This is a genomic window from Paracoccus marinaquae (assembly GCF_018860165.1).
GTDB classification, from domain to species: domain Bacteria; phylum Pseudomonadota; class Alphaproteobacteria; order Rhodobacterales; family Rhodobacteraceae; genus Paracoccus; species Paracoccus marinaquae.
Map to the genome: position 1 here is coordinate 1 of NZ_JAHKNG010000050.1, position 21842 is coordinate 21842.

19 protein-coding genes and 1 pseudogene are annotated in these 21842 nt (G+C 64.7%); 15 read left to right on the forward strand and 5 right to left on the reverse strand.

What is annotated here, in order from left to right:
* The first annotated feature begins 187 nt into the window (after positions 1-187).
* Positions 188-808 (forward strand): hypothetical protein, encoded by a 621-nt coding sequence (locus tag KNW02_RS18065; RefSeq protein WP_216034616.1) that lies wholly within the window; start codon positions 188-190, stop codon positions 806-808.
* A gap of 324 nt (positions 809-1132) precedes the next feature.
* On the opposite strand, the gene KNW02_RS18070 is transcribed toward KNW02_RS18065, so the two are convergent.
* Complete coding sequence (locus KNW02_RS18070; protein ID WP_252734081.1) at positions 1133-1777, reverse strand: SH3 domain-containing protein; 645 nt, start codon at positions 1775-1777, stop codon at positions 1133-1135.
* Positions 1778-1984: 207 nt separating this feature from the next.
* On the opposite strand from KNW02_RS18070, the gene KNW02_RS18075 reads away from it, so the two are divergent.
* Entirely contained in the window at positions 1985-2986 is a 1002-nt protein-coding gene (locus KNW02_RS18075) for a 2-hydroxyacid dehydrogenase (RefSeq protein ID WP_216034617.1), read from the forward strand.
* 6 nt (positions 2987-2992) lie between these two features.
* Complete coding sequence (locus tag KNW02_RS18080) at positions 2993-4168, forward strand: MFS transporter (protein ID WP_216034618.1); 1176 nt, start codon at positions 2993-2995, stop codon at positions 4166-4168.
* Positions 4169-4207: 39 nt separating this feature from the next.
* Here the strand turns inward: KNW02_RS18080 and KNW02_RS18085 are convergent, their stop codons facing one another.
* Complete coding sequence (locus tag KNW02_RS18085) at positions 4208-4963, reverse strand: YbaY family lipoprotein (protein WP_216034619.1); 756 nt, start codon at positions 4961-4963, stop codon at positions 4208-4210.
* Positions 4964-5095: 132 nt separating this feature from the next.
* Positions 5096-5896 carry an HTH-type transcriptional regulator BhcR gene (bhcR, locus tag KNW02_RS18090; protein ID WP_216034620.1) on the reverse strand — a complete coding sequence of 267 codons (801 nt, stop codon included), beginning with the start codon at positions 5894-5896 and terminating at the stop codon, positions 5096-5098.
* 185 nt (positions 5897-6081) lie between these two features.
* On the opposite strand from bhcR, the gene bhcA reads away from it, so the two are divergent.
* The 7 genes from bhcA to KNW02_RS18125 all read left to right on the forward strand — a co-directional run bounded on the left by bhcA (position 6082) and on the right by KNW02_RS18125 (position 13703).
* Positions 6082-7272: an L-aspartate--glyoxylate aminotransferase BhcA gene (gene bhcA, locus KNW02_RS18095; protein WP_216034621.1), complete on the forward strand. Its 1191-nt coding sequence runs from the start codon at positions 6082-6084 to the stop codon at positions 7270-7272.
* A complete protein-coding gene (bhcB, locus tag KNW02_RS18100; protein ID WP_216034622.1) occupies positions 7272-8234 on the forward strand; it encodes a beta-hydroxyaspartate dehydratase BhcB in 963 nt (320 codons plus the stop codon). The genes bhcA and bhcB overlap by 1 nt, the downstream gene beginning before the upstream one ends.
* An 11-nt stretch (positions 8235-8245) precedes the next feature.
* Entirely contained in the window at positions 8246-9409 is a 1164-nt protein-coding gene (gene bhcC, locus KNW02_RS18105; RefSeq protein ID WP_216034623.1) for a 3-hydroxy-D-aspartate aldolase BhcC, read from the forward strand.
* A complete protein-coding gene (bhcD, locus tag KNW02_RS18110; RefSeq protein WP_216034624.1) occupies positions 9409-10371 on the forward strand; it encodes an iminosuccinate reductase BhcD in 963 nt (320 codons plus the stop codon). The genes bhcC and bhcD overlap by 1 nt, the downstream gene beginning before the upstream one ends.
* A 34-nt stretch (positions 10372-10405) precedes the next feature.
* Positions 10406-11896 (forward strand): nucleobase:cation symporter-2 family protein, encoded by a 1491-nt coding sequence (locus tag KNW02_RS18115; protein ID WP_216034625.1) that lies wholly within the window; start codon positions 10406-10408, stop codon positions 11894-11896.
* Between the two features lie 196 nt (positions 11897-12092).
* On the forward strand, positions 12093-12446 hold the full coding sequence (uraH, locus tag KNW02_RS18120) for a hydroxyisourate hydrolase (RefSeq protein WP_216034626.1): 354 nt from the start codon (positions 12093-12095) through the stop codon (positions 12444-12446).
* 6 nt (positions 12447-12452) lie between these two features.
* The gene (locus KNW02_RS18125) at positions 12453-13703 is read left to right on the forward strand and encodes a urate hydroxylase PuuD (RefSeq protein ID WP_216034634.1); all 1251 of its coding nucleotides are present in this window, start codon (positions 12453-12455) and stop codon (positions 13701-13703) included.
* A 112-nt stretch (positions 13704-13815) separates the two neighbouring features.
* Here KNW02_RS18125 and KNW02_RS18130 read toward each other — a convergent pair whose 3' ends face one another.
* The gene (locus KNW02_RS18130; RefSeq protein ID WP_216034627.1) at positions 13816-14709 is read right to left on the reverse strand and encodes a LysR family transcriptional regulator; all 894 of its coding nucleotides are present in this window, start codon (positions 14707-14709) and stop codon (positions 13816-13818) included.
* Between the two features lie 112 nt (positions 14710-14821).
* Here KNW02_RS18130 and xdhA point away from each other — a divergent pair, with 112 nt between their 5' ends.
* The 4 genes from xdhA to guaD are packed head-to-tail and all read left to right on the forward strand — an operon-like array spanning position 14822 to position 20602.
* The gene (xdhA, locus tag KNW02_RS18135) at positions 14822-16273 is read left to right on the forward strand and encodes a xanthine dehydrogenase small subunit (RefSeq protein ID WP_216034628.1); all 1452 of its coding nucleotides are present in this window, start codon (positions 14822-14824) and stop codon (positions 16271-16273) included.
* A gap of 2 nt (positions 16274-16275) precedes the next feature.
* Positions 16276-18594, forward strand: a complete 2319-nt coding sequence (gene xdhB / locus KNW02_RS18140; RefSeq protein ID WP_216034629.1) for a xanthine dehydrogenase molybdopterin binding subunit — start codon at positions 16276-16278, stop codon at positions 18592-18594.
* Positions 18591-19331, forward strand: a complete 741-nt coding sequence (xdhC, locus tag KNW02_RS18145; protein WP_216034630.1) for a xanthine dehydrogenase accessory protein XdhC — start codon at positions 18591-18593, stop codon at positions 19329-19331. Before xdhB ends, xdhC begins: the two co-directional genes overlap by 4 nt.
* Positions 19319-20602, forward strand: a complete 1284-nt coding sequence (gene guaD / locus KNW02_RS18150) for a guanine deaminase (RefSeq protein WP_216034631.1) — start codon at positions 19319-19321, stop codon at positions 20600-20602. The genes xdhC and guaD overlap by 13 nt, the downstream gene beginning before the upstream one ends.
* A gap of 82 nt (positions 20603-20684) precedes the next feature.
* On the opposite strand, the pseudogene KNW02_RS18155 reads toward guaD, so the two are convergent.
* Positions 20685-20783: pseudogene (locus tag KNW02_RS18155) on the reverse strand (winged helix-turn-helix domain-containing protein); the annotation flags it as partial.
* Positions 20784-20975: 192 nt separating this feature from the next.
* Here KNW02_RS18155 and KNW02_RS18160 point away from each other — a divergent pair.
* The gene (locus tag KNW02_RS18160; RefSeq protein ID WP_216034632.1) at positions 20976-21653 is read left to right on the forward strand and encodes a hypothetical protein; all 678 of its coding nucleotides are present in this window, start codon (positions 20976-20978) and stop codon (positions 21651-21653) included.
* Positions 21654-21842: the final 189 nt, after the last annotated feature.

Below are 21842 nucleotides of genomic sequence, written 5' to 3' on the forward strand. Positions count from 1 at the left end.
GATCTCGACAAGAGGGTCCTTCTTGGCGTCCAGGCTCGCGTAGCGGTCTGAAAGATCAAAGAAACCCAGCTGCACCATCATCACGCTCCAGCAGCCGAATACCACCCGCTTCCTACACAGGCGGCACAGTCAGAGCAATTTTTCGAGGTGCCCCTATGAGAAATTTGCCGCGTCTGGCCGAGACTACATGACGGATGCCGAGGCAGGTGCAGCCCTCGACGAAGTGGCCGATGTGCTGAAAGCTCTCAGGGGCTTTCGCGAGGAAGGCGTGGCCGACCCTCTCGCCGCCGCCCGTGCAGCGGTCGCCAAGACCCGCGCGCAGGATTTCGACAGCCGGAGTTCTGCCTTGTCCCGCGCAGTCCAATCGGTTGACTATGTTATCCGGGCTGCGGGTGCGGTCTCGGCTTCACTCGGTAACATTGCCTCCGCCGAGTCCGTCCGCGACGGAGCCGCGCCCGATCTTCTGGGCGTTGTCAACCATGTCGTCGCACGAGAGAACATGTATCAGGCGATGGTGAATGGCCGCGTAAATGTCACTGCGGCCATGCTGGAGCGCGATTTCAGGATCAGCGGCAATATCGTTGAGCGCGACGACAGCGGACGGCCACGCCTCGGCATGTTCGAGCTCAGCCACGCAAGATATGGCAAGCTGCTGTCGGTCGATGACGATGGCAATGTCACCCTTCATGAGCAGAACGGCAGCGATATGGACGCGACCGCCTATGTGAAGGCATTGTTCGGCGGCGGCAGCGTGTTCAGCATCATCAACACCGACTTCGGCAATCGCGTGGTTGACCGCCGCATGTGATTTTTTCAGGGGCCGACCTTCGGGGCGCAAAGGGGCAGGTCACCTGGAAGGCCGGCGAGATCTTCGATCCGGTCACGGCGAGACGGATGGAAGGATCCTGTCGCGCGGCGGATCGGCGCCCGCGGATGAGCTGTGGATGAGGTACCGTGGCCGGATGCCGGGCGTGGAGGCGCTGCTGAAGGGGCGCGGACTGGCCTGACCTGCCGACGCCCCGGCTGCAGCGAGCCAGTCCCCGGTTTCCGATGCGGCCTGATCGGGCGGCTTGACGGCCCTGGAGGCGAGAAGGGGGAGCCGACCTTGCGGTCGGCGTCCTGCCGGACGGGCTCAGTCGCGGATTTCGTCGGGATCGACGCCCCAGATTGCGGTCTTGGGAACCCAGCCGCGCTGGCCGCCGCCCGAGATCTGGCACCAGGTTCTGTTGCATTCGCCCAGCCGGACTATGGCGCCCGATTCCGCCTGCGCGACGATATCGGCATCGGGATTGGGGCGCGCGCGCAGTGCAAGCATGTCTTCGGTGACCAGCGCCGTGCGCACCCCGGACAGCAGCGCGTAATGCACCCAGCCGCCGGCCCCGTCCTTGTCCTCGACACGGCGCCAATGGCCGAATTCGGCGACCACCCGCAAGGGCATCCCGGCATGGCGGAACACCCAGTCGATCCGGTGCGACAGGCTGGGGCCGCGGCGGGCGTTGCCCTCGTTGCCCTTGAGGCTGACATAGCGGGGCAGGGGCAGATTGGTGACCGCGCCGCGCTGCCCGGACCCGGCCTCGGTCTGGTCGTGGGCGCCCTGGGCGTCGGCGGGGGATGCGGCCTGGGCGAGGATCAGTCGATCGACGCCAGCCCCGGTGGTCGCGGCGCCGCCTTCGCGGGGGCCGGCGCCGGCGGGCGACAGCAGCAGCGCCGCCAGAACCAGACCCGCTCGCGCCGCGCCACTCGCGGTGCGGACTACCCAAAACGCCCTTGTACTCATATGACTTCCGTTCCTGCCTGGCCCCGGCCGGGGCTGCCCCGCATTCGCCCTGTCCAAGGTTCCCCGGCTTGCCGCTCCCATAATGGACGTCCGACCCAAGGTGACCTCGTGGGGTCTTGTGCCCGCCCCGCAACGGGGGCAGTTTGCCAAAAGCCGTCCGGCTTTGGAAGGGCGCCACCGACATGACTTCGAGAAAGTGAGGTTTCCATGCACAGCACTCAGCCCCCGCGTCAGAAGCTGCGTGTCTCGGTCACCCGCCGGTTGCCCGAACCGGTCGAGACCCGGATGAAGGAGTTGTTCGACGTCTCGTTGCGCGAGGACGACCGCAGGCTGAGCCGGGACGAGCTGGTGACGCTGATGCAGAACAGCGACGTCCTGGTGCCGACGGTGACCGACCATATCGATGCCAATATGCTGGCCCAGGCGGGCGAGCGGCTGAAGCTGATCGCCAATTACGGCGCCGGGGTGGACCATATCGACGTGCTGTCGGCGCGCCAGCGCGGCGTCCTGATATCGAACACCCCCGGCGTGGCGACCGAGGACACCGCCGACATGGCCATGGCGCTGATCCTGGCGGTGACGCGACGCATCCCCGAGGGGCTGGCCGAGATGCAGGCCGGCCGCTGGGGCGGCTGGGCACCGACCTCGCATCTGGGCGGGCGCGTCGGCGGGCGGCGGCTGGGGATCCTTGGCATGGGCAGGATCGGGCAGGCGGTGGCGCGCCGGGCCAATGTCTTTGGCATGCAGGTCCATTACCACAACCGCAAGCGGCTGCGCCCCGAGGTCGAGGAGGAACTGCAGGCGACCTATTGGGAAAGCCTCGACCAGATGCTGGCGCGCATGGATATCATCAGCGTGAACGCGCCGCATACGCCCTCGACCTTCCATCTGCTGAATGCGCGGCGGCTGAAGCTGCTGAAACCGACCGCCGTGGTGGTGAACACCTCGCGCGGCGAGGTGATCGACGAGAACGCGCTGACCCGCATGCTGCGCTCGGGCGAGATCGCGGGCGCGGGGCTCGACGTGTTCGAGCATGGGCACGAGATCAACCCGCGCCTGCGCGAACTGCCGAATGTCGTGCTGCTGCCGCATATGGGCAGCGCCACGGTCGAGGGCCGCAACGAGATGGGCGAGAAGGTCATCATAAATATCAAGACCTTCGCCGACGGGCACCGACCGCCCGATCTGGTCGTGCCCTCGATGCTGTAGGGCGCGATGACCGTGCAGACCGGGACGCGGCGGGCGGTTTCGGGCCTGTTCCTGCTGAACGGGCTGATGGTTGGCAGCTGGGCGCCGAAACTGCCGGCGCTGATGCAGCGGCTGGATATCTCCGAGGCGGTGGCGGGGCTGATCGTTCTGGTGCTCGGGCTTGGCTCGATCACCATCATGCCGGTCTTCGGGGCGCTGACTGCGCGGCGCGGCTCGGCCCATGCGGTGCGGCTGGCGGCATGGGCGATGATGCCGACGCTGCTGCTGATCTCGCTGGCGCCCTCGCTCTGGACCGTGATCGCGGCGGTGTTCCTGTTCGGCGGCACCATCGGCGGCATGGACGTCGCGATGAACGCCAATGCCGTGGCGGTCGAGCGTGCCCGAAGGCGGGCGATCATGTCCTCGTGCCACGGGTTCTGGAGCCTTGGCGGGCTGGTCGGCGCGGGACTGGGCGGCATGGGCATCACCTGGCTGGGCGAGGTCGGGCATGCGCTGGCGGTGACCCTGGTGGTGGCGGCGGGGCTGGCGGTGGTTCTGCCGCGGGTCCTGCGCGATGCGCCGGCGGCAAGGGACGGCGCGCAGGTGCCCTTGCGGTTGCCGCGCACGCCGCTGCCCTATGTGATCGGGCTGATGGCGCTGTGTTCGATGATTCCCGAAGGCGCGATCCTCGACTGGGCCGCGGTCTATCTGCAGCGCGAGATGGGGGCTTCGCTGGCGGTGGCGGGCTGGGGCTTTGCCGCCTGCGCGGGCACGATGGCGGTCATGCGGTTTCTGGGCGACGCGTTGCGGCATCGTCTGGGCGCGGTCAGCACGCTGCGGCTCAGCGCGCTGATCGCGATCATGGGGCTGGGCGCTGCCGGGCTGGCCTCCAGTCCGGCGACGGCGATCCTCGGCTTCGGCCTGGCCGGTATCGGCATCGCCAATATGGTGCCGATCGCCTTTTCGGCGGCCGGAAACGTGCCGGGGCTGGCCAGCGGCGTCGGGCTGTCGGTGGTCACCACGATGGGCTATTCGGGCATCCTTCTGGCCCCGGGCAGCATTGGCTGGTTGGCCGAGAGGATGAGTTTCTCGTCAATCTATCTGGGACTTGCCGCGCTGCTGCTGGTGCCGCTGCTGATGTCGCCGCTGGCGCGGACGGCGGATTTCACGCCGCTTGGCGACGAGGGCGCGCCGGCGACCTGAAACGCCGCGCCCCCGGATGGTGCGGGGTGCGGTTGCCGCCTAGTCCCGGGCGAGCAGGATCAGTGTCTGGCCGTCCTTGTCCAGCAGCACCAGCTTGTCCCGTTCGGCGTCGATCCGCCAGCCGCGCGCCGCGTCGAGGGCCCGGAAGAACCTTTGCTCCTGCTCCATGAGGGCGGGGATGCAGGCCCTCGTGGTCGCGGCAAGCTGGGCAAAGCGGATGGTATCGCCCGAGATCGTCGCGGTGCCGCTGAACCGGTTGCAGCCGCCCGAGCCGCCAACGGCGCCATCATCGGCAATCTCCAGAACGGTGCGGGCGTTGTCGATGACGCCGCCGCCCAGGATGTCCTCGGCCAGCCACTGGCCTGTCGGCGCGGGCGTGGCCCTGGGGCGGGCGACCTGTTCGACGAGGATGTCGGTCATGTCGGGCCCGTCCGCGAAGACGGAATGACGGGTCGTATTGATGAACAGCAGCCTCTCGCCCAGAGTGATCTGCGCCCGCATGGCATAGCTGTGGCCCGGCAGGATATCCGCGGGGTCGTAGCTGATGCGATAGGCGAAGGGAACCGAACCATCGGCGGCAAGGCTGGTCTCGCCGATGACCTGCGCGCGGGCGTCCGCCCGGGACACGTCCTCGATCTGCACCGTGACGGTGGCGCCGGGCGGGAGGGCGCGTCGTTCGCGATAGGTGACGGTGCCGCTCAGGATGCGGGTTTCGGCGATGGCGGCGCGCGGGATCTGCAGCGCCGGGCCCAGCGTCAGGGCGGCAAGCAGGATCTGGCGGCGGGTCGGTGTCATGGTTTTGGCCTGTTTCTCGTTCCGGCCCAGTTTTGGCGGGCTTTCCGCCCGCAGCCTATCGCGTGCGAGCGTGGAGGACAAAGCGGCGGAAGGGGCCGGGTTCCGGAATATGTGGCCGCCGCGGGAAAACCCTCAGCCACCCAATGCCTTTGTCAGCTCCGCGGCGGCTTCGGCTACGGCCGCGCCCAGTGTCTTCACATGTTCCTGCCCGATCCGGTGGGTCGGACCGCTGACGCTGACACCCGCCACGGCTTCGCCGGACAGATCGAAGACCGGCGCGGCGATGCAGCGCATACCGCGGGTGCGCTCCTCGTCGTCGAAGGAAAAGCCGCGGGCACGGGTGCGCGCCATGTCTTCGTGCAGCTGCTCGAAGGTGGTCAGGGTCTTTTCGGTGTATCGGGTCAGCTCCGGCCCTTCCAGAAGCTCGCGCAGGATCTCGGGCCGTCCGAAGGCCAGAAGCGCCTTGCCGATCCCCGAGGCATGCAGCGGCGAGCGGGTGCCGGGCGGAAAGAAGGCGCGGATGGTCTGCTGGGTCTCGGACTGGCTGACGAACAGCACCGCCTGACCGTTCAGGATGCCGAGATTTGCGGTCTCGCCGGAATGTTCCATCAGCGCGCGCAGCACCGGGCGCGCGCGTTCCACGATGCCCGAGCGGCGCATGAAGGCCGAGCCCAGCCGGAAGGTCGCCGGACCTATATACCAGGCCTGCGTCGCCTGATCGCTTTCGGCAATGCCGCGCGCGGCCAGCGTGTGCAGCACCCGGTGCACGGTCGATGGCGACTGATCCATCTTCTCGGCCACCTCGGACAGCGTCAGCCCGGTATGGCCGGCCAGCAGTTCCAGGATGTCCAGAGCCCGGTCCAGCGCCTGGATCGTTCCGGAAGTGTCGGGAACGCTGCGTGGACGGCCCCGTTTGCGACTTGGTTCGGCCATTCCCTCCCCCTTGTATAGAATACCTTTTGATATCCGAGAAAATCGACGCCGATCAGTGGAAAAATGCAACCGTATGATATTATTTGATTATACCAACTATTTTCGCACGTCAAAAAATTTTTCCAGAAAAATTGTAGTACGATGCAAGAGCCTGTACTGTCAACTGAACGGCAGGAGGAATCGCCATGACAAGCCAAAATCCCGTTTTCATTCCCGGTCCCACCAATCTTCCCGAAGTGCTGCGCAAGGCCGTGGACATGCCCACGATCGATCACCGCAGCCCGGTTTTCGGCAAGATCCTTCATCCCGCGCTTGAGGGTGTCAAGAAGGTCCTGAAGACAGAAACCGGCAAGGTCTTCGCCTTCCCGTCGACCGGCACCGGCGGCTGGGAAACCGCGATCACCAATACCCTGTCGCCCGGCGACAAGGTTCTGGCCACCCGCAACGGCATGTTCAGCCACCGCTGGATCGACATGTGCCAGCGTCACGGTCTGGACGTTCAGGTCGTCATGCAGGAATGGGGCGAAGGCGTCCCGGCCGACAAGTTCGAAGAGATCCTGACCGCCGACAAGGCGCATGAGATCAAGGTCGTCCTGGCCACGCATAACGAGACCGCGACCGGCGTGAAATCCGACATCGCCGCGGTCCGCCGCGCGCTGGACAATGCAAAGCACCCGGCGCTGCTGTTCGTCGATGGCGTCAGCTCGATCGCCTGCTACGACTTCCGCATGGACGAATGGGGCGTCGATGTTGCCGTCACCGGCAGCCAGAAGGGCTTCATGCTGCCGCCCGGCCTGGCCATCGTCGGCTTCTCGCCGAAGGCGATGGACGCGGTCGAGGCCGCCAAGCTGTCGCGCACCTTCTTCGACATCCGCGACATGGCCAAGGGCTATGCCAATAACGGCTACCCCTACACGCCGCCGGTCGGCCTGCTGAACGGTCTGAACCTGTCCTGCCAGATGCTGCTGGACGAGGGGCTGGAGAATGTCTTTGCCCGCCACAACCGCATCGCCGAGGGCGTGCGCAGGGCGGTCGCCGCCTGGGGGCTGAGCCTCTGCGCCACCCGGCCGGAGCTGTATTCCGACAGCGTCAGCGCCATCCGCGTGCCGGAAGGCTTTGACGCCAACAAGATCGTCGGCCACGCGCTGAACGCCTATGGCGTCGCCTTCGGCACCGGGCTTGGCGATGTCGCCGGCAAGGTGTTCCGCATCGGCCACCTGGGCATGCTGAGCGATGTGCTGGCCCTGTCGGGCATCGCCACGGCCGAGATGGTCATGGCCGATCTGGGGCTGAAGGTCCAGCTTGGCAGCGGCGTCGCCGCCGCGCAGGAACATTACCGCCAAAGCATCCCGGCCGCGAACAAGGCCGCCGCGTGATGAAGGACGGTGACATGATCATTCCCAGCTATGAGGACATGCTGGCCGCGCATGAGCGGATCAAGCCGCATATCCGGCGCACGCCGGTCCGGGTGTCGGACTACCTGAACGAGCTGACCGGCGCGCAGCTGTTCTTCAAGTGCGAAAACTTTCAGGAGCCGGGGGCCTTCAAGGTCCGCGGTGCCACCAATGCGGTGTTCGGGCTGGACGAGGCACAGGCCGCCAAGGGCGTGGCGACCCATTCCTCGGGCAACCACGCATCCTGCCTCAGCTATGCGGCGATGCTGCGCGGCATTCCGTGCAACGTGGTGATGCCGCGCACCGCGCCGCAGGCCAAGAAGGACACGGTGCGCCGCTATGGCGGCAAGATCACCGAATGCGAGCCCTCGACCTCGTCGCGCGAAGAGACCTTCGCCAAGGTTCAGGCGGCGACGGGCGGCGATTTCATCCATCCCTATAACGACCCGCGGGTGATCGCGGGGCAGGGGACCTGCTCGAAGGAACTGGTCGAGCAGACCGACGGGCTGGACATGGTGGTGGCGCCGATCGGCGGTGGCGGGATGATCTCGGGCACCTGCCTGACGCTGTCCACGCTGGCCCCCGAGACGAGGGTGATCGCGGCCGAGCCGGAACAGGCCGACGACGCCTATCGCAGCTTCAAGGCCGGTCACATCATCGCCGATGATGCGCCCAAGACCATCGCCGACGGGCTGCTGGTGCCGCTGAAGGACCTGACCTGGCATTTCGTCAAGAACCATGTCTCGGATATCCTGACGGCCTCGGACCCCGAGATCATCGAGGCGATGAAACTGACCTGGAAGCACCTTCGGGTCGTCATGGAGCCGTCCAGCGCCGTGCCGCTGGCGACCATCCTGAAGAACCGTGACGTCTTCGCCGGCAAGCGTGTCGGCATCATCATCACCGGCGGCAATGTCGATCTCGACAAGCTGCCCTGGACCTGAGGAGAGCCATCATGAACGCACCCGCCAATTTCGACGGACTTGAGGTCGGCTTTGACGTGCCCGCGCTGCCGGGCATGGACGAGAAGGATATCCAGACGCCCTGCCTGATCCTCGATCTGGACGCGCTCGAGCGCAACATCAAGAAGATGGGCGATTACGCCAAGGCGCATGGCATGCGTCACCGCGCCCATGGCAAGATGCACAAGTCCGTTGACGTGCTGAAGCTGCAGGAAAAGCTGGGCGGCGCCATCGGCGTCTGCTGCCAGAAGGTCAGCGAGGCCGAGGTTTTCGTGCGCGGCGGCATCAAGGACGTGCTGGTTTCGAACCAGGTCCGCGACCCGCTGAAGATCGACCGTCTGGCGCAGCTGCCCAAGCTGGGCAGCAATATCATCGTCTGCGTCGATGACGTGGCGAACGTGGCCGACCTGTCGGCGGCGGCGCAGAAGCACGGCACCGAACTTGGCGTCTTCGTGGAAATCGACTGCGGCGCCGGCCGCTGCGGCGTGAAGACCACGCCCGAGGTGCTGGCGATCGCCAAGGCTGTCGATGCGGCGCCGGGGCTGAAATTCACCGGCATCCAGGCCTATCAGGGCGCCATGCAGCACATGGACAGCTATGAGGACCGTCAGGCCAAGCTGGACGCCGCCATCGCCCAGGTGACTGACGCGGTCGAGGGGCTGAAGGCCATCGGGCTTGCGCCGGAACTGGTGTCGGGCGGCGGCACCGGCTCTTATTACTTTGAAAGCAATTCGGGCGTTTACAACGAATTGCAGTGCGGCTCCTATGCGTTCATGGATGCCGATTACGGCCGTATCCACGACAAGGACGGCAAGCGCATCGACAAGGGCGAATGGGAGAACGCGCTGTTCATCCTGACCAGCGTCATGAGCCATGCCAAGCCGAATCTGGCGGTGGTCGATGCCGGGCTGAAGGCGCAGTCGGTCGATAGCGGCCTGCCCTTCATCTATGGCCGCGACGATGTGAAATACATCAAGTGCAGCGACGAGCACGGCGTGGTCGATGACCCGAACGGCGTCCTGAAGGTCAACGAGAAGCTGAAGCTGGTGCCGGGTCATTGCGATCCGACCTGCAACGTCCACGACTGGTATGTCGGCGTTCGCAACGGCAAGGTCGAGACGCTGTGGCCGGTTTCGGCACGCGGGAAGGCCTATTGATGTGGGTCGTCGCTGAAAAGGAAATCGCCGGGCTGGTGACGCCCGATGCGGCTTTCGATGCGGTCGAGGCGGTTTTCGCCTCGATGGCATCGGGGGATGCCTACAACTTCCCGGTCGTGCGCGAGGCCATCGGCTACGAGGACGCGCTCTATGGTTTCAAGGGCGGGTTCGACAAGGCCGCCCTGAACCTCGGGCTGAAGGCCGGGGGTTACTGGCCGAACAACCAGAAGCACGGGCTGATCAATCACCAGTCCACGGTGTTCCTGTTCGATCCCGATACCGGCCGCGTCGCGGCTGCCGTCGGGGGCAACCTGCTGACCGCGCTGCGGACAGCCGCGGCCAGCGCCGTCTCGATCAAGCATCTTGCGCCCAAGGGCGCCAAGGTGCTGGGCATGATCGGCGCCGGTCACCAGTCGGCCTTCCAGATGAAGGCCGCGGCTCGGGTGGCCAATTTCGAGAAGGTTCTTGGCTGGAACCCGCATCCCGAGATGCTGGGCCGGCTGGCCGATACCGCAGCAGAGCTGGGCCTGCCCTTCGAGGCGGTCGAGCGCGATCGGCTGGGTGCGGAATCCGATGTGATCATCTCGATCACCTCGGCCTTCGAGCCGCTGCTGCTGGACGGCCATGTGACGGGTCCGACGCATATCGCCGCGATGGGCACCGACACCAAGGGCAAGCAGGAACTTGACTCGGCGCTGGTCGCCCGCGCGCGGCTGTTCACCGATGAGGTGGCCCAGTCCGTCAGCATCGGCGAGTTCCAGCACGTGACAGCCAAGGGCCTGGTCTCGGAAGACGACGTCACGCCCATCGGCCGGGTCATCACCGGCGATCACGAGGGGCGCGGCAGCGCCGAAATCACCATCTTCGACGGAACCGGGGTCGGACTGCAGGACCTGGCGGTCGCGGGCGCGGTGGTCGAACTGGCGAAACAGCAGGGGAAGGCCGTCGAGGTCGAGATCTGAAAACTTACTGACATCCGTGGAAGGGAGGTCCGCAATGTCCGACGCAAGTCTGAACACCGGTCACGCAGGAGGCGTTCATCCGGTCGATGACCGTATGACGACGGGCAAGTTAGTTACGCTGGGTTTCCAGCATGTTCTGGTCATGTATGCCGGTGCCATCGCGGTGCCGCTGATCATTGGCCGCGCCCTCGGGTTGCAGCCCGAAGAAGTCGCCTTTCTGATCTCGGCCGATCTGTTCGTCTGTGGTGTCGTCACGGTGATCCAGAGCTTTGGCATGACCCAGTATTTCGGCATCAAGCTGCCGGTGATGATGGGCGTGACCTTCGCCGCGGTCGGTCCGATGGCGGCAATTGCGGGTCAGAACCCCGGAATGGATGGCGCACGGGCGCTGTTCGGCGCGATCATTGCCGCGGGCTTTATCGCCATTCTGATGGCGCCTCTGGTCAGCCGCATGCTGCGGTTTTTCCCGCCGGTGGTGACGGGAACGATCATTCTGGCGATCGGGATCAGCCTGATGCCCATCGGTATCAACTGGATCTTCGGCCTCCAGGTCGGTCCGACGGCACCCAGGCTGGTCGATCCGGCAGCGCAGGAATGGCTGCAGGGTGCGATCACGGCCGGCGGAGTGCCCGAAAGCGTTCGTCTTGCGCCGACGGTTCCTAACCCGCTCTATGCTTCCGGGCAGAATTTCATGATCGCGGGGCTGGTGCTGGTGACGATCCTGCTGGTGTCGCGCTATGCCAAGGGCTTCCTGTCGAATATCGCCGTGCTGGTCGGTATCGCGGTGGGCGGTCTGGCCGCGGCGGCTCTGGGCCTGATGCATTTCGAGAAGGTGAACGAGGCCGGCTGGTTCGCGCTGATCACGCCCTTGCATTTCGGCATGCCGACCTTTGATCCGGTCATGATCCTGACGCTTGTCCTGGTGATGATCGTGGTGATGATCGAATCGACCGGGATGTTCCTGGCCCTGTCCGAGATGTGCGGCAAACCGATCGACCAGAAATCCCTTGCCGCCGGCCTGCGCGCCGATGGTCTGGGCACGATGCTGGGTGGTTTGTTCAACACCTTCCCCTACAGCTCGTTCTCGCAGAACGTCGGGCTGGTCGGGGTGACCGGTGTGCGCTCTCGATTTGTCTGTGTCGCAGGCGGCGTCATCATGATCGTGCTGGGCCTGATCCCGAAGATGGGGGCGCTGGTCGAGGCTCTGCCGACCGTGGTTCTGGGTGGTGCCGGTCTGGTGATGTTCGGCATGGTCGCGGCGACCGGCGTGCGGATCCTCAGCCGCGTGGATTTCGCCGGCAACCGTCACAACCTGTTCATCATCGCGATCTCGACCGGTATGGCGATGATCCCGCTGGTGGCGCCGGACTTCAAGCAATGGCTGCCGCATTCGATCGAGCCGCTGATCCATTCCGGCATCCTGCTGGCCGCGCTCAGCGCCGTGACGCTGAACGTCTTCTACAACGGTGCGCCGCATATCGACGAGGATGAGCTGCGCGAGGCCGGCAAGCTGGCCGATCACTGAGCAAACGCAAGGGCGGCTTCGGGCCGCCCTTACGGTCTTTCCCATGTCCCTGCCACCTGACGCGGGGAACGGCATGGCGGTTCTGTTCCGTCGCGGATTTTAAAGAGAATCTTTAGACTGCCTTGCTTACGGGCTGTCTCCGCACAGGCACACGGATCGGTTATCAATGAAACAGAGAGAATTACGGAGGGGGCTGATGCCAGGTTATCTGACCACCCATGTTCTGGATACGGCGCGGGGAACGCCCGCCCAGGGCATGGAGATCGTGCTGTTCCGGCTTGAGAACGGACAGCGGACCGAGCTTGCAAGGATGCGCACCAATGATGACGGGCGCACCGATCGGCAGATTCTGCCGGAGAGCGAATTTGCGACCGGAGTCTACGAGCTGGAATTCCATGCCGGTGCCTGGATGGACGCGACCGGCGTCGCTGCCGAAAGCCCGCGCTTTCTGGACGTGATCCCGCTTCGCTTCGGCATGTCGCAGCAGGACCACTATCATGTGCCGCTGCTGATCTCGCCGTTCAGCTATTCGACCTATCGGGGGAGTTGAGCGATGATACCTGATTTTGTTGTCATCTGGGAATGGCTGGCCTTCGCGGTCCGCTGGACCCATGTCATCACCGCGATCGCCTGGATCGGCTCGTCCTTCTACTTCGTCGCCCTCGACCTCGGTCTGGTCAAGGTGCCCGGCCTGCCGAAAGGCGCGCATGGCGAGGAATGGCAGGTCCATGGCGGCGGCTTCTACCATATCCAGAAATATCTGGTCGCGCCGGAACGGATGCCTGACCACCTGACCTGGTTCAAATGGGAAAGCTACATGACCTGGATCAGCGGCGCCGCGCTGCTGATGGTGACCTACTGGGCCGGGGCGAACCTCTATCTGATCGACATGGCCAAGATGGAGCTTGCCCCGTGGCAGGCGATCCTGATCTCGGCCGGCTCGCTGACCATCGGCTGGCTGATCTATGACAACCTGTGCAAGTCCAAGCTGGGCGAGACGCCGACCGTGCTGATGCTGCTGCTGTTCGTGGCGCTGGTCATCATGGGCTGGGGCTATAACCAGGTCTTCACCGGACGCGCCGCGCTGCTGCATCTGGGTGCCTTCACGGCGACGATCATGACCGCGAACGTGTTCTTCGTGATCATGCCGAACCAGCGCATCGTGGTTGCCGATCTGAAGGCCGGGCGCGAGGCCGACCCGAAATACGGCAAGATCGCCAAGCTGCGTTCGACGCATAACAACTACCTGACCCTGCCGGTCGTGTTCCTGATGCTGTCGAACCATTACCCGCTTGCCTTCGCCAGCGAATACAACTGGCTGATCGCCGCGCTGATCTTCCTGATGGGTGTCACCATTCGCCACTTCTTCAACACCATGCATGCCCGCAAGGGTGACCTGTGGTGGACCTGGGCGGTGACGGCGGCGCTGTTCATCGGGGTGATGTGGCTCAGCTCGATGGGGCTCAATCAGGACACCTACGAGGAATCCGAGGCGCGCGCCCTGACCCCGGTCGAGCAGCGCTATGCCGAGGCCGAAGGGTTCGAGGATGTCAGCGACATCATCATGGGCCGCTGCTCGATGTGCCACGCCCGCGAAACCGCCTATGAGGGCATCTATCACGCGCCGAAGGGGGTCTTTCTCGAGACCCCCGCGGACATCGCCCGTGCGGCGCGCGAGATCTATATCCAGGCGGGCCTGACCGATGCGATGCCTCCGGCCAATGTCAGCTTCATGGAGCCCGAGGAGCGCGCCCAAGTGATCCGCTGGTACCGCTCTGCGGGCGGGGCCGATCTGGCCTCGAACTGAGCCACTGGACCTGACCGGATGTTCTGGCCCCGCATTTGCGGGGCCTTTTCATTTTTGGTGACCCTGCCGCCGGTGGCGCGGGGCGCACCATGCGCAGGGGCGGGTCTGCGCGTCAGAACATCTTCTTGAGTTCGCGCACCGCGTAATCCGCGAACATGCGCACCTTCGGATCCTGAAGCCGGCGATGCGGGGTCAGGCAGCCGAATTGCGAGGGCAGGGGCGGCGTGTCGGGCAGAACATGCACCAGCCGCCCGGTCTTCAGGTCGGCGGCGACCTCGTAGGCCGGCCGGTTGGCGATGCCATAGCCCGCCAGCGCCCAGTTGGTCAGCACGTCGCCGTCGTCTGTATCGAAGCGTCCGCCGACCATCATCTTGCGCGGTCCCTCATCGGTCTGCAGCACCCAGAAATATTCCGGGCTGCGCGGATAGCGCAGCAGCAGGCAGTTGTGATCGATCAGCTCATCGGGTCGGGCGGGGGTGCCATGTGCGGCCAGATATTCGGGCGAGGCGACCAGCAGGCGGGGGCAATCCGCGATCTTTCTCCATTTCAGCGCGGAATCGGTGGGTTCGCCAAGGAAGAAGGCCAGGTCGATGGCATCCTCGATGATGTTCACGTTGCGATCCGACAACCGCAGGCGGAAATCGACGCCGGGATTATCCGCGCAGAACGGGGGAATCAGCGGCGCGATCAGGCGCCGGCCCAGCCCCAGGGGCGCGGTCAGCCGCACCACTCCCTGCGGCTTGCCGGAAAAGCTGCTGACCACGGCCTCGGCCTCGTCCAGCGTGTCGATGACGCGGCGGGCATGATCATAGAAGGCGCGGCCGATCTCGGTCGGGGTCAGCTTGCGGGTGGTGCGGTTCAACAACCTGACTCCGAAGCGATTTTCAAGATCCTTGATCCGGTTCGAGGCGACGGCGGGGGACAGCCGCAGATCGCGCCCCCCCGAAGTGATCGACCCCAGTTCGACGATTCGGACAAAGACGCGGAGGCTTTCGAGATAGGACATGATGGCGGCCCGCTTTCAACGTTTCATGGAAAGTCTTCCGGGTTGCCACGGATTACGCAACGTTTTTTTCGGGCGTAAGCTGTTAATCAGCCAAATTGGGATGGGGAACCTGATGACATCCGAGCTACGCTTTCTGCTGAACGACCGCGAGATTTGCCTGACGGATGTCGGAGCCTCCGACACGCTGCTGGATTTTCTGCGCATCGAGCGCCGCCTGATCGGGACCAAGGAGGGGTGTGCCGAGGGTGATTGCGGCGCCTGCACGGTGATGCTGGGCAAGCTGACCGAGACCGGAATGGTCTATGAGCCGATCAACGCCTGCATCCGCTTCATGGCCTCCTGCAACGCCTGCCATATCGTCACCATCGAGCATCTGGAAGGCCCGGATGGCGGGCTGCATCCGCTGCAAGCCGCGATGGTCGAGCATCACGGCAGCCAGTGCGGCTTCTGCACGCCCGGCATCGTCATGGCACTCTACGGCCTGTGGATGAGCAATCCGGATGCCGGCGTGACCGAGATCGAGAACGCACTGCAAGGCAACCTGTGCCGCTGCACCGGCTATGAGCCGATCGTGAACGCGGCGCTGGCCGCGGGCCGTGCGGGCGGGCAGGCGCAGGATGCGCTGACCCGGGAACGTGGTGCGGTTGCGGTCAGGCTGCGGGCCATGTCGGGCCAGCGGGTCGAACTGGTCAGGGGCAGCGATGTCTCGATCATCCCCGCCGATACCGACGATCTGGCCGCCGTGCTGGAAGATCATCCCAAGGCGACGATCGTGGCCGGCGCCACCGATGTCGGGCTGTGGGTGACGAAGTTCCTGCGCAACATCTCTCCGGCGGTGTTCATCGGCCATCTGATGAAGGACATGAAGGTCGAAGGCGGCGAGATCCGCCTGGGCGCCGGCGTGACCTATTCCGAGGCCGAGCCGCTGATCGCCGAACATATCCCGGCGGCGCTGGATTACTGGCGCTGCATCGGTGGCTGGCAGGTGCGCAACATGGGCACGGTCGGTGCCAATATCGCCAATGGCTCGCCCATCGGCGACACACCGCCGCTGCTGATCGCGCTTGGCGCGCGGATCGTGCTGCGCAAGGGCGCCGCGCGACGCGAGGTCGAGTTGCAGGACTATTTCATCGAATACGGCAAGCAGGACCGCAAGCCGGGCGAATTCGTCGAAGAGGTGATCATCCCGATCCGCTCGGACGCGCTGGTCGCGGCCTACAAGATCAGCAAGCGCCGGCACAGCGACATCACCGCCGTCGCCGCCGGTTTTTGCCTGACGGTTGAAAATGGTATCATCACCGATGCCCGCGTGGCCTTCGGCGGCATGGCCGGGATCCCGAAACGCGCGGACAGGGCCGAGGCGGCATTGCAGGGCCAGCCCTTCGCCGCCGCCAGCTTCGACGCGGCCGCGAAGGCCGTGGGCGAGGATTTCCAGCCGCTCAGCGACTGGCGGGCCAGCGCCGAATACCGCAGCGCGGTGACAGCAAACCTGTTCCGCCGCTTCTGGCTGGAACAGACGGAAACCGGCCTGCCGGTGCGGCTGAACTATGCGGTGGGAGCATGACCATGAAGGACGAGACCATCATCAAGGGCGTTGCCCATACCGAAACCATCCACGACAGCGCCATCAAGCAGGTGCAGGGCCGCGCCGAATATACCGACGACCTGGCCGAGCCCTACGGGCTGCTGCATGCCTATCTGGGCCTTTCGACCTGCGCCAATGGCAGGATCGTCAGCATGGATCTGGATGCCGTGCGCAGCGCGCCCGGCGTGGTCGGGGTGCTGACCGCCGAGGATATTCCGGGCCATAACGACGTGTCGCCGACCGGCAAGCATGACGATCCGGTCTTCGCCGAGGGCGAGGTGAAATTCTGGGGCCAGCCGATCTTCGCGGTGGTCGCCGAGACCCGCGATCTGGCCCGCCGTGCCGCCACCAAGGCAAAGATCGAATACGAGGCGCGGCCGCATGCACTGGCGCCGATCGAGGCGCGTGATGCGGGCTTTGGCTATGTGACCGACCCGCTGACGTTGCGCCGGGGCGATGCCGCCAAGGGGCTGGCCGCCTCGCCACGCCGGATCAAGGGGCGGATGAGCGTCGGAGGTCAGGACCACTTCTACCTGGAAGGCCAGATCGCCATGGCGGTGCCGGGCGAGGACGAGGATGTGATCATCAACGTCTCGACCCAGCACCCCAGCGAGGCGCAGCACATGGTGGCCCATGTCCTGGGCGTGGCCAACCATTCGGTCGTGGTCAACGTGCGCCGCATGGGCGGCGGCTTCGGCGGCAAGGAATCGCAGATGAGCCTGTTCGCCGCCGTCGCGGCGGTGGCGGCGAAGAAATGGAACCGGGCGGTGAAGATCCGTCCCGACCGTGACGACGACATGTCGGCGACCGGCAAGCGCCATGATTTCGTGATCGATTACGAGATCGGCTTTGACGATGACGGCAGGATCCTTGCCGTGCGCGGCGACTGGTATGCCCGCTGCGGCTTTTCGGCCGACCTCTCGGGCGCGGTCACCGACCGGGCGCTGTTCCATGCCGACAACGCCTATTACTACCCGGATGTGGAACTGCACAGCCACCCGATGCGCACCAACACCGTCAGCAACACCGCCTTCCGCGGTTTCGGCGGCCCGCAGGGCATCGTGGCGGCGGAACGGATGATCGAGGAAGTGGCCTATGCGCTTGGCCGCGATCCCCTGGAGATCCGCAAGCTGAACCTCTACCAGAACGGCCAGCTGACCCCCTATCATCAGGAGGTCAACGACCAGATCATGCCGCAGATCTTCGAGGAGATCGAAGCCAGCAGCGACTATCACGCCCGCCGTCAGGCGGTGCTGGACTGGAACGCCCGCGCCGCTAGGGAAGGCGGGGTGATCCGCAAGGGCATCGCCATCGTCCCGGTCAAGTTCGGCATCAGCTTCACCGCCACGCATTTCAACCAGGCCGGCTCGCTGATCCATATCTATACCGACGGCTCGATCTCGCTGAACCATGGCGGCACCGAGATGGGGCAGGGGCTGAACACCAAGATCGCGCAGGTCGTGGCCGAGGCCTTCCAGTGCGACATCAGCCGCATCAAGATCACCAAGACGACGACCGAGAAGGTGCCGAACACCTCGGCCACCGCGGCCTCGTCGGGGACCGACCTGAACGGCATGGCGGCGCTGGACGCGGCCGAGCAGATCAAGGCGCGGCTGATCGATTTCGTCGCCGAACGCTGGCAGGCGCCGCGCGACGAGGTGAAGTTCGTCCCCGGCCATGTCCGCGCGGGCGAGACCGACATTCCCTTCAACGAGGTGATCGCCTCGGCCTATGCCGCACGGATCCAGCTGTCGGCGGCGGGTTTCTACAAGACGCCGAAAATCCACTGGGACCGGCCCACCGGGCGCGGGCGGCCGTTCTACTACTACGCCTATGGCGCGGCCGTGGCCGAGGTTTCGGTCGATACGCTGACCGGCGAATATGTCATCGACCGCGCCGACGTGCTGCATGATGTCGGCCGCTCGCTGAACCCGGCGCTGGACAAGGGCCAGGTTGAGGGCGCCTTCGTGCAGGGCACCGGCTGGCTGACCTGCGAAGAGCTGTGGTGGGACAAGAAGGGTCAGCTGCGCACGCATGCGCCCTCGACCTACAAGATCCCGCTGGCCTCGGACAAGCCGCGCATCTTCAACGTGAAGCTGGCCGACTGGTCGGAAAACGCCGAGCGCAGCATCAAGCGGTCGAAGGCCGTGGGCGAGCCGCCCTTCAACCTTGGCATCTCGGTCTTCGAGGCGATCAACATGGCCGTGGCCTCGCTGACCGATTACCGCGAACCCGCGCGGCTCGATGCTCCTGCCACGCCGGAATGCGTGCTGATGGCCGTCAGGCGGCTGCAGGGATGATCCGGGTCCGGGTCATATCGGCGCGGGGTTCGACCCCGCGTGATGCCGGGACCGAGATGTTCGTGACCGCGGATCGCATCGAAGGCACCATCGGCGGTGGCCAGCTTGAATACATGGCCATCGACCGGGCGCGGCAGATGCTGAACACGGGCGAGGCCGAGGCCGAGATGAACATCCCGCTGGGCCCCGAGATCGGCCAGTGCTGCGGTGGGCGTGTCCTTCTGGCGCTGGACCGGCAGGGCCCGACGCCCGAGGCATACCCGGACGTGCTGATCTTCGGCGCGGGCCATGTCGGCCGGGCGCTGGCGCTGGCGCTGCAACCCTTGCCGGTCAATGCCCTCCTGATCGATTCACGGGCCGAGGAGATCGCCCTGGCCGCCCCCGGCCTTGACACCCGCCTCACGCCCCTGCCCGAGGCAGAAATTCGCGCCGCCCGGCCGGGAAGTGCCGTGGTCATTGTCACCCATGATCACGCGCTGGACTTCCTTCTGGCCGCCGAGGCGCTGAACCGAGACGATCTTGCCTATGTGGGCATGATCGGAAGCCGCACGAAACGCGTGCAGTTCACCCGCTTCGCGCGCGAACGCGGCATCGACCCCGCGCCGTTGACCTCCCCGATTGGCGCGGGGTTTTCCTCTGACAAACGTCCGGCGGTCATCGCCGCTTTCACCGCCGCCGAACTGATGACGCGGCTGACCGAATTCGCAGAAACTCAGGACCACCAATGCAGCAACTGATCCGCGGCCGGATCCTCGATTTCCACGCCGATCCGGCGGAGACCGAGGACAATCACCGCTATCTGGAAGACGGCGCCATCCTGATCGAGAATGGCAGGATCGTCGCCGTAGACGACTATGCCGCGCTGGCGAAACCCGGCCTGGCCGAGATCGACCACCGCCCGAACCTGATCCTGCCGGGCTTCATCGACCCGCATATCCATTTCCCGCAGGTGCAGGTGATCGGCAGCTGGGGCGCGCAGCTTCTGGACTGGCTGAACACCTATACCTTCCCCGAAGAATCGCGCTTTGCCGACGAGGGTCACGCCACCCGCATGGCCGGGCTGTTCCTCGATCAGTTGACCATGCATGGCACCACTTCGGCGGTCGCCTTCTGCTCGGTCCATGCGACCTCGGCCGAGGCGCTGTTCAGTGCCGCCGAGGCGCGCGACATGGCGATGATCGCCGGCAAGGTGATGATGGACCGCAACGCCATCCCCGAGGTTCAGGACACGCCGCAGCAGGGCTATGACGACAGCAAGCGGCTGCTGGAGAAATGGCACGGCCGCGGCCGCCAGCGCTATGCGATCACCCCGCGCTTTGCCATCACCTCCAGCCCCGAGCAGATGGAGGCCACCGGCGCGCTGGTCGGCGAATTCCCCGACTGCGCGATCCAGACGCATATGAGCGAGAATCTCGACGAGATCGAATTCACGCTGAGCCTGTACCCCAAGGCGCGGGACTATCTGGACATTTACGAAACCTACGGGCTTCTGTCCGACAAGCTGCTGCTGGGGCATTGCATCCATCTGCGCGACCGTGAGATCGCGCGCATGGCCGAAACCGGCAGCCGCGCGGTGTTCTGCCCGACCTCGAACCTGTTCCTCGGCTCGGGCCTGTTCGACGAGGCGGGGCTGCGCAAGGCGGGAATCGTCAGCGGCATCGCCACCGATGTCGGCGGCGGCACCAGCTATTCGATGCTGCAGACCCTGAACGAGGGTTACAAGATCCTGCAGCTGCGCGACCAGAAGCTGCATCCGTTGACGGCCTTCCACTGGGCCACGCGCGGCAACGCGCTGGCTCTCGGCATGGAGGACGAGATCGGCACGCTGGCACCGGGTTCGGCCGCCGATCTGGTGGTGCTGGACGTGAACGCGACCTCGACCATGGCGCTGCGCGCCGAACGCGCCGAGACCCTGGCCGAGGAGTTGTTCATCCTGCAGATCATGGGCGACGACCGCGCGGTCGCGCAGACCTATGTGGCCGGCAAGCCGATGAAAGCAGTGGCATAGCGGGGCAGGGCGCCCATAAGCGCGGGATTTCCGTCGGACTGCAAATCCGGCTCACCGTCGTCGAGGGGTGCAGGTTTCGATCTCACCCGGTCCCGGCCAGAAAGATATAGCCCGCGCCATAGATCGTCTTGATCAGGCGCGGGTTTTTCGGATCCTCGCCCAGCTTGGTCCGCATCTGACTGCGAGAGATCAGGTGGCGGGGCCTCCCGGCGCTTTCGTGACACGTGGAGGTCGAATCTATGGTGAAAGGTTCCTTGGTGTAAGGTGACTCGCGTTGTCGCTTGGCTATTTGCACAATGCAGACAGTCACTTGCTGGATTTCAGTTCCTCGCAGCTTATCCTATTTGGGTCACACGAGGATAAGGAGCATGAGATGGATCGATCTCTTAAGACAGTTGTAGACAAGGTGATGGCTGAGAATGGCCTCTTGGCACCCGACGAAATTCGACTTCTGCGTGATCGTGATGTCCTGAAGATCCCGGGAATCGGTCGGGCAGCGATCAACAAAATCAGAGAGACCTATCCCTTCGACGAACTTGCGGTGCTGAAGGTTGAGATGCGTGATTTAAGGGCGCATGCTTGGGAGTTGCGGGAGAGTCTCCGGAACCTTGGCAAGAGGCCTATTTGTATTTCATGTTTACATGGAGTTGCCGCGGTGCGGGTCATGCGACATTGCGTTCTCATTCGTTTCGCGAAGTTTCGGGAAATCATCCAAATTAGTATAGTCTGGCATCCAGAACTTGGAAACGACCAAATTGCTCTCGACGCTGGGTTCGGCGAAATGCCCATGCAAGGGGTGGTCGTGGCAGATCAGGAAATCATGCGGTTTCATATGGTTCGTGGTGTTTCAGTTGGAAGACGAAAGGATGGGAGTGAAAGATGTTGGTCCAGGAGCATGATAGTCTGGACGGATCACGGTCAGTACGAATTCTGGCTCTTTGGTCATGATGTTGACCTCGCTGCGCCCGTCCGAACTAAGAACCCGGTACGCAAGCCAGAAATTTTGGGCGACTATCAGAAGATTGAAATCACCATTGAGCGCGGCGATTGATTCTACCTCATTAGGAAAGGTGGCTGTGTTCTATGATGGCTAGGCGGTGTCATCAATCACGGGATTGAACGAAGCCGCTGACGCGGGAGAGGTGTCTGTGTTGGCGGGAATGGCCCCCTGATGGGAAGGTTTGGTTGCTGAAGACCAACCTTTCATCAGGAGACCCTCCCATGGCTGATGCCACATCAG

Excerpts from the sequence above, each read along its gene's own strand:
- KNW02_RS18065 (WP_216034616.1), top strand. The coding sequence starts at position 188 with ATGACGGATGCCGAGGCAGGTGCAGCCCTCGACGAAGTGGCCGATGTG.
- KNW02_RS18070 (WP_252734081.1), bottom strand. The coding sequence starts at position 1,777 with ATGAGTACAAGGGCGTTTTGGGTAGTCCGCACCGCGAGTGGCGCGGCG.
- KNW02_RS18075 (WP_216034617.1), top strand. The coding sequence starts at position 1,985 with ATGCACAGCACTCAGCCCCCGCGTCAGAAGCTGCGTGTCTCGGTCACC.
- KNW02_RS18080 (WP_216034618.1), top strand. The coding sequence starts at position 2,993 with ATGACCGTGCAGACCGGGACGCGGCGGGCGGTTTCGGGCCTGTTCCTG.
- KNW02_RS18085 (WP_216034619.1), bottom strand. The coding sequence starts at position 4,963 with ATGACACCGACCCGCCGCCAGATCCTGCTTGCCGCCCTGACGCTGGGC.
- bhcR (WP_216034620.1), bottom strand. The coding sequence starts at position 5,896 with ATGGCCGAACCAAGTCGCAAACGGGGCCGTCCACGCAGCGTTCCCGAC.
- bhcA (WP_216034621.1), top strand. The coding sequence starts at position 6,082 with ATGACAAGCCAAAATCCCGTTTTCATTCCCGGTCCCACCAATCTTCCC.
- bhcB (WP_216034622.1), top strand. The coding sequence starts at position 7,272 with ATGAAGGACGGTGACATGATCATTCCCAGCTATGAGGACATGCTGGCC.
- bhcC (WP_216034623.1), top strand. The coding sequence starts at position 8,246 with ATGAACGCACCCGCCAATTTCGACGGACTTGAGGTCGGCTTTGACGTG.
- bhcD (WP_216034624.1), top strand. The coding sequence starts at position 9,409 with ATGTGGGTCGTCGCTGAAAAGGAAATCGCCGGGCTGGTGACGCCCGAT.
- KNW02_RS18115 (WP_216034625.1), top strand. The coding sequence starts at position 10,406 with ATGTCCGACGCAAGTCTGAACACCGGTCACGCAGGAGGCGTTCATCCG.
- uraH (WP_216034626.1), top strand. The coding sequence starts at position 12,093 with ATGCCAGGTTATCTGACCACCCATGTTCTGGATACGGCGCGGGGAACG.
- KNW02_RS18130 (WP_216034627.1), bottom strand. The coding sequence starts at position 14,709 with ATGTCCTATCTCGAAAGCCTCCGCGTCTTTGTCCGAATCGTCGAACTG.
- xdhA (WP_216034628.1), top strand. The coding sequence starts at position 14,822 with ATGACATCCGAGCTACGCTTTCTGCTGAACGACCGCGAGATTTGCCTG.
- xdhB (WP_216034629.1), top strand. The coding sequence starts at position 16,276 with ATGAAGGACGAGACCATCATCAAGGGCGTTGCCCATACCGAAACCATC.
- xdhC (WP_216034630.1), top strand. The coding sequence starts at position 18,591 with ATGATCCGGGTCCGGGTCATATCGGCGCGGGGTTCGACCCCGCGTGAT.
- guaD (WP_216034631.1), top strand. The coding sequence starts at position 19,319 with ATGCAGCAACTGATCCGCGGCCGGATCCTCGATTTCCACGCCGATCCG.
- KNW02_RS18160 (WP_216034632.1), top strand. The coding sequence starts at position 20,976 with ATGGATCGATCTCTTAAGACAGTTGTAGACAAGGTGATGGCTGAGAAT.